At 74.2% G+C, this 14,850-nt stretch carries 15 protein-coding genes; 8 read left to right on the plus strand and 7 right to left on the minus strand.

Translation table 11 applies throughout. The annotated features are described in order from the left end of the window. Positions 1-64 precede the first annotated feature (64 nt). Positions 65-940 (plus strand): PfkB family carbohydrate kinase, encoded by an 876-nt coding sequence (locus ACQP10_RS34370; protein ID WP_346018802.1) that lies wholly within the window; start codon positions 65-67, stop codon positions 938-940. Positions 941-1,089: 149 nt separating this feature from the next. Further along, positions 1,090-2,190 carry a LacI family DNA-binding transcriptional regulator gene (locus ACQP10_RS34375; RefSeq protein ID WP_346018801.1) on the plus strand — a complete coding sequence of 367 codons (1,101 nt, stop codon included), beginning with the start codon at positions 1,090-1,092 and terminating at the stop codon, positions 2,188-2,190. A 123-nt stretch (positions 2,191-2,313) separates the two neighbouring features. On the opposite strand, the gene ACQP10_RS34380 is transcribed toward ACQP10_RS34375, so the two are convergent. The 3 genes from ACQP10_RS34380 to ACQP10_RS34390 form a co-directional block, all read right to left on the minus strand. Continuing rightward, positions 2,314-2,994: a hypothetical protein gene (locus tag ACQP10_RS34380; RefSeq protein WP_346018800.1), complete on the minus strand. Its 681-nt coding sequence runs from the start codon at positions 2,992-2,994 to the stop codon at positions 2,314-2,316. Positions 2,995-3,169: 175 nt separating this feature from the next. Next, positions 3,170-3,559 (minus strand): hypothetical protein, encoded by a 390-nt coding sequence (locus tag ACQP10_RS34385; RefSeq protein WP_390000838.1) that lies wholly within the window; start codon positions 3,557-3,559, stop codon positions 3,170-3,172. A gap of 287 nt (positions 3,560-3,846) precedes the next feature. Beyond that, positions 3,847-4,812 carry a hypothetical protein gene (locus ACQP10_RS34390; protein ID WP_433540412.1) on the minus strand — a complete coding sequence of 322 codons (966 nt, stop codon included), beginning with the start codon at positions 4,810-4,812 and terminating at the stop codon, positions 3,847-3,849. 282 nt (positions 4,813-5,094) lie between these two features. On the opposite strand from ACQP10_RS34390, the gene ACQP10_RS34395 reads away from it, so the two are divergent. Further along, positions 5,095-5,529: a hypothetical protein gene (locus ACQP10_RS34395; RefSeq protein WP_346018798.1), complete on the plus strand. Its 435-nt coding sequence runs from the start codon at positions 5,095-5,097 to the stop codon at positions 5,527-5,529. A gap of 132 nt (positions 5,530-5,661) precedes the next feature. Beyond that, complete coding sequence (locus ACQP10_RS34400) at positions 5,662-6,678, plus strand: NAD-dependent epimerase/dehydratase family protein (RefSeq protein WP_433540413.1); 1,017 nt, start codon at positions 5,662-5,664, stop codon at positions 6,676-6,678. On the opposite strand, the gene ACQP10_RS34405 is transcribed toward ACQP10_RS34400, so the two are convergent. Further along, complete coding sequence (locus ACQP10_RS34405) at positions 6,667-8,034, minus strand: hypothetical protein (RefSeq protein WP_433540414.1); 1,368 nt, start codon at positions 8,032-8,034, stop codon at positions 6,667-6,669. The genes ACQP10_RS34400 and ACQP10_RS34405 overlap by 12 nt on opposite strands. A gap of 395 nt (positions 8,035-8,429) precedes the next feature. Here ACQP10_RS34405 and ACQP10_RS34410 point away from each other — a divergent pair, with 395 nt between their 5' ends. The 3 genes from ACQP10_RS34410 (at position 8,430) to ACQP10_RS34420 (ending at position 10,892) form a co-directional block, all read left to right on the plus strand. Beyond that, the gene (locus ACQP10_RS34410; RefSeq protein WP_433540415.1) at positions 8,430-9,275 is read left to right on the plus strand and encodes a glycosyltransferase family 2 protein; all 846 of its coding nucleotides are present in this window, start codon (positions 8,430-8,432) and stop codon (positions 9,273-9,275) included. Next, entirely contained in the window at positions 9,272-10,093 is an 822-nt protein-coding gene (locus ACQP10_RS34415; RefSeq protein WP_433540416.1) for a TIGR04282 family arsenosugar biosynthesis glycosyltransferase, read from the plus strand. The genes ACQP10_RS34410 and ACQP10_RS34415 overlap by 4 nt, the downstream gene beginning before the upstream one ends. Positions 10,094-10,280: 187 nt before the next feature. Further along, positions 10,281-10,892, plus strand: a complete 612-nt coding sequence (locus ACQP10_RS34420; protein WP_346018793.1) for a class I SAM-dependent methyltransferase — start codon at positions 10,281-10,283, stop codon at positions 10,890-10,892. A gap of 100 nt (positions 10,893-10,992) precedes the next feature. Here the strand turns inward: ACQP10_RS34420 and ACQP10_RS34425 are convergent, their stop codons facing one another. The 3 genes from ACQP10_RS34425 to ACQP10_RS34435 are packed head-to-tail and all read right to left on the minus strand — an operon-like array spanning position 10,993 to position 13,496. Next, entirely contained in the window at positions 10,993-12,120 is a 1,128-nt protein-coding gene (locus ACQP10_RS34425; RefSeq protein ID WP_433540417.1) for a PP2C family protein-serine/threonine phosphatase, read from the minus strand. 18 nt (positions 12,121-12,138) lie between these two features. Next, complete coding sequence (locus ACQP10_RS34430; RefSeq protein ID WP_346018791.1) at positions 12,139-13,077, minus strand: sensor histidine kinase; 939 nt, start codon at positions 13,075-13,077, stop codon at positions 12,139-12,141. Continuing rightward, entirely contained in the window at positions 13,074-13,496 is a 423-nt protein-coding gene (locus ACQP10_RS34435; RefSeq protein ID WP_346019708.1) for an STAS domain-containing protein, read from the minus strand. The genes ACQP10_RS34430 and ACQP10_RS34435 overlap by 4 nt, the downstream gene beginning before the upstream one ends. Positions 13,497-13,724: 228 nt before the next feature. Here ACQP10_RS34435 and ACQP10_RS34440 point away from each other — a divergent pair, with 228 nt between their 5' ends. After that, positions 13,725-14,762, plus strand: a complete 1,038-nt coding sequence (locus tag ACQP10_RS34440) for an NAD-dependent epimerase/dehydratase family protein (protein ID WP_433540418.1) — start codon at positions 13,725-13,727, stop codon at positions 14,760-14,762. Positions 14,763-14,850: the final 88 nt, after the last annotated feature.

A 14,850-nucleotide genomic window follows, 5' to 3' on the forward strand; every position in this document is an offset into this window, starting at 1 on the left:
CCCGTACGCGTGCCCTCCCCCTGTCCCGCGCCGCGGTGCGCGGAACCCGCGCACAGGAGAACCCATGAGAGTCCTCGGTTTCGGCGACAACATCGTCGACCGGTTCGTCGACCGCGGCGTCGACTATCCGGGCGGCAACAGCGTGAACGTCGCCGTCTACGCCCGCCGACTCGGCCTCGACGCCGCCTACCTCGGGGTCTTCGGCGACGACGACCTCGGCCGGTTCCTGCGGGAGGCGATCGCCGCCCAGGGGGTGGCCGTCGACCGGTGCGTGGTGCGGGCCGGCGAGAGCGGCGTCTCCACCCTGCGCGTCGACGACGGCGACCGCGTCTTCCTCGGCTGGAACGGCGGCGGGGTGACGGTGCGGGAGCCGCTCGTGCTCGACGACGAGCTGCTCGGCTACGTGTCGGGTTTCCACCTGGTGCACTCCAGCGTCTACTCCGGCAGCGAGAGCGAACTGCCGAAGCTCGCCGGGCTCGGCCCGCTGGTGAGCTTCGACCTGTCCAGCGAGGAGGAGTTCCGCTCCCCCGCCTACCTCGACCGCGTCTGCCCGCACGCCGACCTCGTCCTGCTGTCGTGCTCCCACCTCGACGAGGCCGCCACGCGCGACCTCCTCGCCGACGCCGTACGGCGGGGCGCGCGGCTGGCGCTCGGCACCCGCGGCGTGGACGGCGCGATCGCGCACGACGGCGACGTCGCCGTCGCCGCTCCGGCTCTTCCGGTGGCGGACCCCCGGGAGATCGTCGACACGATGGGCTGCGGTGACGCCTTCCTCGCCGGGTTCGCCGTATCGTTGCTGCGCGGCGGCTGGTCGGCCGGGGCCCGGCCACGGCGTGACATGATCGAGCGGGCGCTGCGCGACGGCGCGGAGGCGGCCCACGAGCAGTGCCTCGTCGAGGGCGCGTTCGGCCACGGCCGTCCCGCCGTACCGCAGGGTTAGCCGGGAGCGGCGAGGCATGCCCCGGGTCCTCTCGGCGGTCCTCGCCGTAGCGCGGGGCCGGACGGGTGACCGGGGGAAACGCGCCCGGCCCATGAGAAGGATCTAGCATGTGGCGAGCCTCCGAACGCGAGAAACGAGGGACGCGATCCATGCCAGGTGAGCGGAGCCAGGCGGGACGGCCGACGATCTCCGAGGTGGCCGCCGAGGCCGGTGTCGGCAGGGCGACCGCGGCCCGCACACTCGGCGGGTACGGATACGTCAGCCCCGAACTGCGCGAGCGGGTGCTCGCGGCGGCCGAGAAGCTCGGCTACCGCGCGAACGCGCTGGCGCGCAGCATGTCGACGGGCGTGAGCCACACGCTGGGCGTGATCGTCGCCGACATCGGCAACCCCTTCTTCGCGGGGGTGATGCGCGGCATCTCCGACGCCTCCCGCGCCCGCGGCTTCGACACTCTCGTGCTGAGCACGTACGAGAACCTGGATGATGAGGTCGCGGCGGCGAACGTGCTCATCGACAAGCGCGTCGACGGCGTCATCCTCGCCTCGGCCGCGGTCGGCCGCGGCGACGTCGCGCACATCAGGGCCGCGCTGGACCGGGGCATCCCCGTCGTGCTCGTCGACCGGGCGGTCGCGTCGGTCGACCTCGACGCGGTCGTCATCGACAACCGCGACGCGGCGCGCCGGGCGGTCGAGACGCTCATCGCCTCCGGGCACCGCCGCATCGGGTTCGTGTGGGGCCCGCCGATGGCGGAGCCGCCCGCGACCCGGCGGGCGCTGCTGGCGGCGGCGTCCCGCAACCTGTGGACCGACGGGGAACGGCTGCGCGGCTACCTCGACGCGCTCGACGACGCGCGCATCCCCTTCGACCCCGACCTGGTGATGATGGGACGCAAGATCGAGGAGCGGGCGACCCAGGAGGTCTCCCGCATGCTCGCCCTCCCCGACCGCGTCACCGCGCTGTTCTGTACCGAGACCGAGGCGGTGACGGGGGCGCTGCGCGCCCTGCGGACCTCGGGGCTGTCCTGCCCGCGCGACATCTCGCTGATCGGCTTCGACGACAGCGCCTGGGCGGCGGTCATGGAACCGCCCCTGACGATGATCGAGCAGCCGGTTCACCAGCTCGGCGCGAAGGCCGCCGAGGTGCTGCTCGACATCGTCGAAGGGGCCGAGCCCCGCCGCGAGATGCACACCCTCCGCTCACGCCTCATCACCCGGTCCTCGGTCGCCCCGCCCCCGTCCCCGGACGCGTGACGGGCACCATGTCCGGCCGCCTGGCGCGGGTGGACGCGGCGGGCGGCACCGGGGCGGAGCCGCGCCCGGCCCGCCTCGGATGACGCCAGGCCCGTCCTGTCCCCGGGCGGAGCCGTGTCGGCCCTACCCCCGGGTGGCGCCGGGGCCGGGCCGCGCCGCGGCGATCCGGTCCGCGCCGGCGATGACCCGCCTGGCCAGGGCGGCGACGTTCCTCGCGTCGGTGACCACGGCGTCGGCCACGGGGCCGAACCGCTCCGCGAAGGAGGCGGCCCGGTCCGCCCGTACGGCGATCCGCCTGGCCTCGGCGGCGACCCTTTCGGCGTCCCGGCCGTTCTGCAGCGGCATGCGGCTGAGCTCGGTGGCCTGGGATTCCAGCCTCTCGGCGTCCGAGGAGATCCGGTCTGCGGCGGGGCTGGACCGGGCGCCCCTGCCGAAGATGAGCCTCAGCAGGTCGCGGGCGTCCCGTACCAGCTTGCCCGTGTCGTCGAGAAGTTTGATCGTGTCCCTGCCGACCTGGACGATGTCGCCGAAAACGCGCTCGACGGGCGCCGGGCTGGGCGGGTAGGGCTGGCGTCCCGGCGCCGTCACCACCGGGTGTCCCGGCATCGTCACCACCGGGCGGTCCTCCGCCGCCGCCATCGGGTGGCCCGCCGCGACCACCGGCCCGGCGACCACCGGCCTGGTGACCACCGGCCCGAGGGCCGGCCCCGTACCGGTGATCGGCACCGCACCGGCGACCGGCCCTCCGCCGGCGAGCACGGCGCAGGCGAGGGAAACAGCGTGCCTTCCGGCTACTCGGATCACTCCGGCCTCCGTACTGTCCAACGGCGCGAACCACGTGATGACGTCCCTGAGGCACGACGGGCGCGCCTCCCGGACATCATGGAACCCCGCCGCGAACCGTGGTCTCCCGGCTCGCGCGACTTACCCAAAGATCATTTCTTGCTTCCCATCGGATGACGGAGGGCCGGGGCCGCGCTCAGATCCCGTCGCGGTCCTCCAGCTTGGTCGTCACCTTGCTCGCCGGCGGGGCCTTGATGGAGACCCGGCTCCCCCAGCCGGTGTAACGGGTCTCGACGCTGATCGTCCTGCTCTCCCAGTAGGGGGTGTCGAAGATGCCGCCGGCCGAGAAGGACGTGGTCAGCCGCTGCGGCAGGTCGTGGCGGTCCAGGGTGAGCTTGAACGTCACCACGGTCTTGTCGCTCGACCGGAGCGGCAGGGTGGCGCGGAACCAGGGCGAGACCTTGGCGAGTCGGCCGAAGGTAGTGGTGCCGGAGTAACCGCGACCCGACTTCTTGGCCCCCTTGAGCAGGGTGGTGAGGGTCTGGGGTTCGGCGACGTTCACGAGCTGGCTGAACCAGCCGCTCACGTCACCCGGCGTGGGCCGCGGCCTGGACGGGGACCGCGGCCCGAGCGGGGGCCGCGGTTCCGAGCGCGGCCACCGCGGTCACGAGGACGCCCGTGACGACTCGTTTCATATGGATTCCTTCGGTCCGGTGACGGAAATGGAGAGCCTGCCGGACCTTGATCACGATCGCGTCGCGAAATTCACGGGTTTCTGTGAAAACAACCGCCATTTTCGGCACACCGGTAATTCACGGCACGTCGTTCTTTCCTGTCGGGCGGTGTTCGACGCGCCCGGGCGGACCGGCTCGGCTACCAGGGGACGACCGGGTACCAGCCGTAGCCGAACATCGACGGCAGCCGCAGGTCCCAGTACAACAGCGTGAACGAGCCCGCGACGAGGAAGGCGACCGCGGTCACGGTCACCAGGCGGGCCGGCTTCGCCGCCAGCCACCGCGCGAACCGGCCCCGGGCCGCGAGCATGAGCGCGGCGAACAGCACCGCCATCACCGCGATGTTGCCCACCGACTGCAGGATGAACACGGCCGCGCCGTACATGGGGTTGTGGGTCTCGGCGGCGTAGGTGAACAGTTTGTGGAAGAGCGGGAACGGCCGGCCGATGAGGAAGCCGCCGACGAACGCGCCCAGGACGACGAGACGGACGTTCGGGAAGCGGCGCTCCAGCCGCGCCAGCGGGTCGGGCACGAGGCGCAGCGCGGCCAGGCCGAGCCAGATGAACGCCAGCCCGATGATCCCGAACACCACCGACGCCTGGAGCAGCCGCACCGGCATCCCGTCGCCCACGGTCGCGGTCGAGAGCTGCGGCAGCCGGTCACCGAGGAGCGCGCCGACCGCGCCGTACACGCCGCTGACCGCGACCATGCCGATGGCGAGCCGGCCGAGCGGGCGCAGCGTCTCCCGGAGCCTGACGCGCCAGGAGTCGCCATGCCGGACGAGCGGGACGACCGCGCCGAACGCGGCCACGTTGCAGGCGGTGAACGTGCCGGCCAGCCCGGACACGAACGCGAACACCGCCCCGGCCACGGCACCGGTGATCGCGGTGCCCTTGGCGTCGTGGCCGAGCAGCGTGTTGGCGACGTTGTCGCCGATCACGCTGTCCACGAAGTGGTAGGACCACAGGGAGGCGAGCGCCGCGCCGGCCAGCACGCTGAGAAGGACCAGGCGCCCTCGGCGGCGCGGTGCGGGGGAAACGGGGCCGGGGGCGGAAGCCGGGTCCGTGGCCCGGTGGCGGCCTTCGGCGGAGCCGGTGAACGTCATGTCGGATCCTCGATCCTCGCGGGGGACGGATACCGCGTCTGCGCCGGTCGGCGCCTCGGCACGCCTCTTCGAGAGACCTCGGGCCCCCTTCCGCCGCGCCCCGGCGGCGGCCGGGGGCGAGGATCGGACCGGCGTGGCAGGGCGCGTCCCGGCACCGGGTATCGGGAGCACCTTCATGGTCACCGGCCCCAGGCTTCCCTGTCGTCTCCGAACGTGCGGGGATCACGCCGTGGCCGCCGTGGGGTGCCGGTCGCGGAGCGCGCGGACGGGTACGGTCGGAACATGACCGAACGCAGCATGCCGCATGACTTCGCCTCCTGGGCATGCCCTCACGGGCAGGACGCGCGCCAGGGCTGCGCGGCCTGCTACGCGGAGTCGGCCGCCCCCGGCGCCGGGCCGCCGGGGTGGGAGGTCACCGCCTGGTTCACCACCGAGCAGCCCCTGCCCATCAGGACCCTGCAGGACGTCCACCACCACGGTCGCCGGTTCTCCATCGACCAGCCGTCCACGCCGCTGGTCTACCTGCTGACCGGCCGCACCTCGGCCCGCGACAGCGTCCAGGCGGTCGCGAGCGTCCTCGGCTTCCTGCTGCACGAGCGGTACACGGTGGGCGGGTTCACCGCGACCGAGACCAGGGCGACGCCGTTACCGGCCGCCGAGCCGGGCACGGACCGGCGGACCGACGCGTGGATCAGCGACCGCGACCGTTCCCGGTGACCTCCGGGCCGCGCGACCGGCCCGTGTGCGGCGATCGGCCCGTGTGCGGCGATCGGCTCGTTTCCTTACGAGGTGCGAACGTCATCGCCGAGCCCCTCCTCCAGCCTGCCGGGGCGCGATTACCGTCCCCGCATGAGAACACTGGTCACCGGCTCCGCCGGGTTCATCGGAAGCCACGTCGTCGAGACGCTGCGGGCGGCCGGGCACGAGGTCCGGTGCTTCGACCTGCGGGACGGCGGGCGCGACGTCAGGGACGCCGGGGCGGTCGAAAAGGCGCTGGACGGGATCGACGCCGTGGTGCACCAGGCGGCGAAGGTGGGCCTCGGCGTGGACGTGTCCGACCTCCCCGACTACACCTCGGTCAACGCGTTCGGCACCGCCGTACTGCTGGCCGCCATGGCGCGGCGCGATGTGCGGCGGCTGGTGCTCGCCTCGTCGATGGTGGTGTACGGCGAGGGCGCCTATGACTGCGCGTCGCACGGCCGGGTACGGCCCGGTCCCCGGCGGGAGGAGGACCTCGCCCGCGGACGGTTCGAGCCTCGTTGCCCGCACTGCGACCTGCCGCTGGACCCGGCCGACATCGGGGAGGATGCCCCGGCGGACCCGCGCAACGCCTACGCCACCACCAAGCTCGCCCAGGAGCATCTGGCCGCGAACTGGGCCCGCGAGACGGGCGGCACCGCCGTCGCGCTGCGCTACCACAACGTCTACGGGCCCGGGATGCCGCGGGACACCCCCTACTCCGGGGTCGCGGCGATCTTCCGGTCGGCGCTGGAGGCGGGCCGGGCCCCACGCGTGTTCGAGGACGGCGGCCAGCGCCGGGACTTCGTCCACGTGCGGGACGTGGCGCGGGCCAACCTCGCGGCGCTCGGCGGGGGTGTCCCGGGCACGCCGGCCGCCTACAACATCGCCAGCGGGGAGCCGCGCACGGTGGGTGAGATGGCCCTCGCCCTCGCCGGGGAAGGGGACGGACCGGCACCCGTGGTCACCGGTGAGTACCGCCTGGGCGACGTGCGGCACATCGTCGCCAGCCCGCGGCGGGCCGAGGCGGAGCTGGGCTTCCGCGCCGGGATCCGCTTCGCGGACGGCATGCGGGAGTTCCGCACCGCCCCGCTGGGCGCCCCGGCCTCGCCGCGCTCACCACGGTGACAGGACGAGCCCCTGCAGCAGTAGCCCGATGGCGGCCTGGGCGGCGAGCCACCGGCGTCCGGGGACGGCGGTGGCGGCCAGGGAGATCCAGACCGCGTAGGGCACCCAGATGCGCTCGACCTCTCCCCTGGTCACCCCGCTGACGTCGAGGGCGAGCACGGCCACGGCCGCCGCCGCGACCAGCGCGCCGACCCCGCCGCGTGGCCACCGCACCGGGCCGGCGGCGGCTCCGAGGCGGTTCGGAACCCGACCCACCGGGATGACCGGGCCCGCAACGGTCCGACCCACCGGAACGACCCGGCCCGCAATGGTCCGACCCACCGCGATGACCCGACGCGCAACGGTCCGACCCACCGGAACGGCCGGGACCGCAGCCGCCCGATCCGTCAGGACGGCCAGCCCCGCCGCGGTCGCCGGGCCGGTCAGCAGGGCGAGCACCGCGAGGTTCGCGACGAGGAAGTACAGGTAGGGCCGGGCGGCCCCGGGATCGGCGGCCCACTCCACGTGGGTGGCCGCCACACCGGCGGGCCACCGGAAGCCTCCGGCGGCGAAGGCCGCCGTCACCGCCGCCGCGCCCACCAGGCAGCCGACCACGGCCGCGCGGGTGACCCGTACCGCGACGGCGGCGACCACCGGAACCAGCAGGTACGGCACGAGCCCGTAGCTGAGGTACGGCAGAGCCCCGAGCAGCACACCCGCCGCCGCGCCGTACAGCACTCCCGGCAGCCCTCCCCCGGTCCCGCCGCGCACCAGCAGGGCGACGCCCCAGGCGCCCACCCCGGCGAAGAAGGCGTCCATGGTCGTGGCGATCCAGACGGCGGCCGGGGTCAGCGCGAGGTACGGCAGGGCGCGGCGGGCCGCTTCCTCCCCCGCGACCCGCCGGACGGTCAGCGCGACGGCCACAGTCGCCGAGCAGCCGGTCGCGACGGCCAGCAGCGCGGCCGGGAGCGGTCCTGGCAGCCCCACCCGGGCCAGCACCCACAGCACCAGCACGGGCAGCGGTGGATGCCCCCGCACGTGAGTGGGGTAGGCGGGCAGCCGCTCGGTGAAGGACGCCAGCCAGCCGAGCGGGTCGCCGCCCACGGCGGGCAGCACGGCGAGATACTCCTGCCGGTGGGTGAACGGCCAGGCGAGTCCCTCCCCGGAGGAGGCCAGTAGCACCGCCCAGGCGAGGGCCGCACCGTACGAGACGAGGAGGGCCGCGCCGAAGCGCAGCCGTGTGACCAGGGCCGGGAGCGCGGCGACCGCGAGGGCGGCGAAGGCCAGCGGCGGCAGCAGCGCGGCCGACGGCACGCGGAGGTGCCCGTGCAGCGGCGGCAGATGGTCGATGCGCAGCACGCCCGCGCCGTGCAGCACGGCCCCCACCGCGAACGCCGCGACGATGAGAGCCGCCCAGCCGGCGAGGGCCTTCCCGGCGGAGCCGGCACCCGGTTCGCCCGCTGGACCGTCGTCCGGGCGGAACCCCGGACCGGCGCCCGCCCCGGCGGAAGAACCCTGATCCCGACGGAACCCCGGACCCGCGCCCGCCCCGACGGAAGAACCCTGATCCGGACGACCTTCGAGGCCGGTTCCCGGCCCGCCTCCCGAACCGCTTCCCGGGCGGGCCGGGTGGTGTCCGGCGCGTGGGCCACCGGGCCGCCACGGAAAGTCGATGATCACTTTTTCAGCGTAGGCGCGGCCCGGTCCCCCGCCCGGGACGCGTCATCACACCGTAAGAGTTGGCGGCCTCCGGCGGACCTAACGTCGCAGACATGAAGATCGATGTGGTGCTCCCCTGCCTGAACGAGGCGGCGGCCCTGCCCTGGGTGCTGGAGCGCATGCCGCACGGCTACCGCCCGATCGTGGTGGACAACGGTTCCACCGACGGGTCCGCGCGGATCGCCGCCGAGCTGGGCGCGCTCGTGGTCGAGGAGCCCCGGCGCGGTTTCGGAGCGGCGTGTCACGCCGGGCTGCTGGCCGCCACGGCCAAGGTGGTGTGCTTCATGGACGCCGACGCCTCGCTGGACCCCCGCCAGCTGCCGAGGGTGGCCGGGCCGGTCGTCTCGGGCGAGGCCGACCTGGTGCTCGGCAGGCGGGTTCCGGGTCCGGGGTCCGCATGGCCGCCGCACGCGCGGCTGGGCAACGCCTTCCTGGGGTGGCGGCTGGCCCGCCGTACCGGCGCCCGGCTGCGCGACATCGGGCCGATGCGTGCCTGCCGGCGCGCCGACCTGCTGGGCCTCGGGCTGACCGACCGCCGGTTCGGCTACCCGCTGGAGATGGTCCTGCGGGCGGCGGACCGGGGCTGGCGAATCGCCGAGACGGGGGTGGACTACCTTCCCCGCGCCGGACGGTCCAAGGTGACCGGCACGGTGCGCGGTACGGCACGCGCGGTCGCCGACATGCGGAAGGTCCTGCGCGGCGATACGGACGACGCCCGCAACGGCGGATCGGTGCGGGCTCTGTCCCTGGTACGGGGGAAGGGTACGCCCCCGGCCCCGAAGAGGGGCATGTTCCCGAGCCGGGAGAAGGTCGCCTCCCCGACCCCGGAGGAGGGCACGTCCCCGGCCCGGGAGGAGACCGCACGAAAGGTGGCGAGCGGGCCGGGGGGTGGGACGTGACCCCCGAGCGGAACGACGTACGGCGAGGCGTGAACCCCGAACAACACGACGAGCGACGGGGCGTGAACCCCGAACAGCACGACGAGCGAGGGGGCGTGAACCCCGAACAGCGCGGCGTACGTCAGGGCATGACCCCTGAGCGGAACGGCGTGCCGGATGACCCGGCCCCCGGCGGGGGCGAGGGACAGATCGTCGTCATCGCCAAGGAACCGGTGCCCGGCCGGGTGAAGACCAGGCTCACCCCGCCGTTCACCCCGGTGGAGGCCGCCGCCCTGGCCTCCGCCGCGCTCGCGGACACCCTGGACGCGGTGGCCCGCGCCCGGGTGCGCCGCCGGGTGCTCGCGCTGCGGGGACGTACCGGGCCGTGGCTGCCGCCGGGCTTCACCGTGCTGCCACAGCGGGGCGACGGACTGGACGAGCGGCTGGCGGCCGCCTTCGGCGACGCCCACCGTGCCCACCCGGAGCCCGTCGTCCTCATCGGCATGGACACCCCGCAGGTCACCTCACCGCTTCTGGTGTCCGCGATGGACGCGCTGACCGTCCGCGACGCGGTGTTCGGTCCGGCGGCCGACGGCGGGTTCTGGCTGCTCGGCCTGCGCCGGCCCGATCCCGCGCTGCTGCTCGGCATCCCGATGTCCCTGCCCACCACCGGCTCCGAGCAGTTGCGGCGGCTGCGGGCGGCGGGGCTTTCGGTGGGCCTGCTGCCGGTGTTGCGGGACGTGGACACCGCGGAGGACGCGGCGGCCGTGGCGGCGGAGACCCCGTCGTCCCGCTTCGCCGCCACCCTGGCCGGCATCCGCGTGGGAGCGGCCCGATGACCCGTCACCCGCACGGAACCCGCCTCGCCACCCGCCATCCGCGCGGGCCCCGCACTGCCACCCACCACGCACACGGGCCCCGCCCCACCGCCCGCCCCCCGCATGGCCCCCGCCCCACCTCCCGCCCCCCGCACGAGAATCGCGTGGTGGCCGGGCCGTCCGGCGGGCGGGCGGCCGGAGCGCCGCGGTGATCGGGCGGCTCTACGAGCGGTCGCTGGCCGGAGCCGAGGTGGAGGTGGAGTACGCCGACGGCCGTACCGCACCGCTCGACGCCACCCGCTGGCTCGCCCCCGTCGACGGCGACGAGGCGATGCTGTCCCGGTGTCACGGCCCGACCCTGGACGTCGGTTCCGGGCCTGGGCGGCTCACCGTCGCGCTCGCCCGGCGCGGGGTCGCGGCCCTGGGAGTCGATGTCACCCCCTACGCCGTCCACCTCACCCGGCGCGCGGGCGGCCGGGCGATCTGCCGGAACGTCTTCGAGCCGCTGCCCGGGGCGGGCCGCTGGGCGACCGCGTTGCTGGCCGACGGCAACATCGGCATCGGCGGCGACCCGGACGCCCTGCTCCGCAGGGTCCGCGAGCTGGTCCGGCCGGGCGGCGAGGTGATCGCCGAGGTGCGGCCGCCCGGTACGGCGGGCCGGGTCGAGCGGGTACGGCTGCGCGGTCGCGGGCTCACCGGCGCGTGGTTCACGTGGGCCACCGTTTCCGTGTCCGACCTGGGCTCCCTGGCCGGGCGTATCGGCTTCACCCGCGTGGAGGCGTGGAAGGAGGCGGGACGGTGGTTCGCGAGCCTCCGTTGACGCGACGCCCGCCGTACTCCTCGGGCATGCGCCCGTCACGATCCTGGGCGCGTGACCCCGTTCGCGCGATGGCGTGCGGGGTCAGGCGGCCGTACCGGGGCTACGCCGGGGCGCTTGTCACCTGGGCGATCAGGACGCACGTGTCGTCGGCCTCGTTGCTGGGCGCCATGGCGTCCATGACGGCCGTGAGCCGGTCGCGGGGAACCGGTGGCGTGAACGGCGGCGCGGTCGGTGCCACGCCGAGGGCCGGGACCACGGGCGGGAGGAGTGCGGCGACCGCGGACGGGAGCGCCGGCGGAAGCGGGGACGAGGCCACGGGAGCCGGGCCGATCGCCCCGGCCACCGCGCGGCTCAGCATGTCCAGGCCCTCGTAAAGGTCGCCGCCGCGCTTCTCGATGAGCCCGTCGGTGAACATCACCAGCAGGTCGTCGGGGTGCAGCCGTACGGAGCCGCAGGTGTAGGTGGCGTCCTCCGAGACGCCCAGCAGGACGCCCGGGTGCAGCAGGCGCTCCACCCGGTTGCTCCGGGCGAGGAGCATCGGGGGGTGGCCGGCGTGGGTCCAGCGCAGGGTCCGGTCGGCCGGGCGGTAGCGGGCCACGAGCGCGGTCGCGAGCACGTCGGGGCGCAGCCTGCACAGCATGCGGTTCAGCACGCCGAGGATCTCCGCCGGGTCGTGGCCGGCGAAGGCCAGGCCGGTGATCGCGTGGCGCAGCTTCGCCATGGCCGAGGCGGCGGGCAGTCCGTGGCCGGCCACGTCTCCCACCGCGAGCAGCACCTCGCCGTCGTCCAGGGGGATCGCCTGGTACCAGTCGCCGCCCAGGTACGCCTCGGCGACGGCGGGCTGGTAGCGGGCGGCCACCCGCATCCCGGGCAGGACCCGGGGCTCGTCGGAGGCGGGCATGATGAGCTCGTGGAGGCTGGCGGTGAGCCAGTTCTCCTCCGCCCGCCGGGCCGCGCCCTCCCGGCTCCCGGACGGCTCGGCGGCGGCCTCTCCGGCATCGGGGACCGGTCCCGCCGCGGCGGCCCGCTCGGCCCTGGGAGCCGGCTCGGCCGCGGCGGCCCGCTCGACCTTGGGAGCCGGTCCGGCCGCGGCGGCCCGCTCGGCCTCGGGGGCCGTTTCGATGACGTCCGGCCCGCCGGGGAGCAGCAGGCGACGTTCGTTGACGGATTTCAGGATGGCGTCCTTCCACGCGGCCAGGCGTCGGCCCGGAGCGATCCGGCCGGCCACGAGGCCCGCACAGGGATGTCAGACGGTGAAGTACGCGCGGACGGTGGTGCCGTCCCCGCCGGTGTGGATGCGAACGAGGTCGCTGAGCAGGTTGGTCATGAGCAGGCCGCGGGAGCCCTGCTGTCTGGCGGCGGCGGGTCTGCGACCAGCGAGGAGGTCGACGATGTGACCGGCGTCGCTGATCTCGATGACCGCCCGGCCGTCCTCGAACCAGAGGCGCAGCGTTCCCGATCCGCCGCCGTGGTCGAGGCTGTTGGAGGCGAGTTCGCTGGCGATCAGCCTGAGGTCCTGGAGGCGCTCGCCGGAGAGCCCCATGCGTGAGGCGTGCTCGACGGCGAAGGCCCGCACCTTGAACAGGTCGGTCTCACCGAAGGCGAGCTCGACGGCGTTACCGGGGGCGGGCAGCGGCCGGTTGTACTCCTGGACGGCGTGCTCGGGCGCGTACTCCTCGCTGATGTGCAGCCCGGAGGCGTCCATGATGGTGGGGTGGGTCATCCTGGCGTCACGGACGACCTCGGGGTCGAGCCCGTCGAGGTCGTACGGGCACAGGATGGTCACGCCGCGGCCCGCGAAGGCGAGGTTGATCAGCGCTTCGTGCTGGACGCACGCGGGGTACTCCGTGGCGGACCGCTCGGGCCAGATCGGCTCGCCGATGATGCGCACGCGGCGGCCGGGGTGAAGGTCGACGAAGGCGGTCAGGACGGCGGGGATGATGCGCCCGGGGTTGCGGCCGGCCTCGCTCATGTCGATGAGACGCACCTGGGAGGCCAGCTCGCCCAGCTCGTCACGGATCAGCCGGAGGTTCCGCTCCGGCACGGCCACCGCGACCGGCTCGCCCGCGTCCAGGCCGCCGAGCACGAACGGCGTCGTCCCCTGGAGGTATTGCCTGCTCCCCCGATAGAACAACGCCGGATGGACGAAAGGGTCCGCCTCGGTCGTCGCGGTGGTGGTGGTCATGAGATCTCCACTTGGATGGGAGAGGGATCCGATCCGATCAGGGTGAGTACGGATCGCAGGCAGTAAGGGGAGTGGTGCAGGTACACCTTCTTCCCCGAGGGAAGGTTGCGCGCGGCCTCCGTCAGCAGCCAGACCCCCCTGACGTCGATGAACGTCAGCTCGGAGAGGTCGAGGTGCATGTCGTCGCCGCCGAGGGTCAGGCCGTCCAAGGCCTGCGCCCAGGGCGCCCTGGTCGTCCGGTCGATCTCACCGCTCACCTTCAGGCGGACCGGCGCGGCGAGCACGCTGATCCGCAGCCCGTGGAGGAGCTGCTCGCCCGCGTCGTGCGGAAGATCACCACTGCTGGGCGGGGGTTGTCCACGCGGTCTCGCGCCCGGCCGGATCGGCATGATGACCACCCTGAGGTTGACGATGGGCATCTCCAACGTACCCGCTATCCCGTATGAGGTCGAAGGGATGGACTGCGGAGTGTCATCGGAATGGACCGCTCCCGGCTCGTCCCCCTTCGCCACCTGCGGCCCCTTCGGCACGGACGAACAAGTGATCCTTTTCAGCGGCATCGGGTGGGAGCGGCAGGCCATACCGATGATTACCCGGCTCTCCGCTCGTTATGCGAAAGGTTTTCCCTATAGGAAAAGATGGGGGACATGCGCATTCTGATCATCGGCGGCACCCGGTTCGTCGGCCGGCACATCACCGAGGCCGCGATCGCGGCCGGGCACGAGGTCTCCCTTCTGCACCGCGGCAGGACCGGCGCGGACCTGTTCCCCGAGGCCGAGCACCTCGTCGCCGACCGCGACGGTGACCTGTCGCTCCTGCGGGGCCGCGGGTGGGACGCCACGATCGACGTCACCGCCTACGCGCCGTCGCAGGTCGAGTCCCTCGCGTCGGTGCTGACCACCGGCCAGTACGTCTTCATCTCGACCTGCGCGGTCTACGCCGTGCCCAAGGCGCCCGGCGGCTACGCCGAGGACGCGCCGCTGGCCGAGACCGCCGGCCTGACCTCCGAGGAGGTGACCCCCGCGTCGTACGGCCCGCTGAAGGTGCTGTGCGAGCGGGCCGCGATCGAGCTGTTCGGCCCGGGCACGCTGATCGTCCGCCCGACGTACGTCATCGGCCCCCACGACCACACCGGCCGGTTCACCTACTGGGTGAACCGGATCGCCCGCGGCGGCGAGGTCCTGGCCCCGGGCCACCCCTCCGACCCGATCCAGGTGATCGACGGGCGCGACATGGCCACCTGGATCATCTCGATGACCGAGCGGGCCGCCGCCGCCCGGACCACCGCCGGGGAGAAGGGCCAGACCGCCGTGACGGACCCGCTGGACGGCACGGGCGTCTTCCACGCGGTCAGCCCGGCTCCGCCGTTCACCTTCGGCGACATGCTCCAGGCGATCGCGGACGAGGTCGGCCCGCCCGGGACCACGCTGACCTGGGTCGGGGAGGACTTCCTGCTGGCCGAGGGCGAGAACGGCCGGTCACTGCCGCTGTGGTCGGGCGGCGGCCACCGGGGCGCGCTCAACACCGCCGACCCGGCCGCCGCCAACGCGGCGGGACTGGTGCCCCGTCCCCTGGCCCGTTCGGTGCGCGAGATCCGCGAGTCCGAGGCGGGGTACGCCACGGGCGCCGAGATCACTCCCGAGCGGGAGGCGGAGCTGCTGGCCAGGTGGCGTTCGCGCTCCTGATCCTCTGTACCCGCCGTCCGTCCGGGGCCGCCGCGGTCCTCGTACGCCCGGCCGGGTCACGGGTGGCGGCGCGGTCCTCGTACGCCTG

This window comes from Streptosporangium sandarakinum, from assembly GCF_050942225.1.
In the GTDB taxonomy this organism is placed as follows: Bacteria; Actinomycetota; Actinomycetes; order Streptosporangiales; family Streptosporangiaceae; genus Streptosporangium; species Streptosporangium nondiastaticum.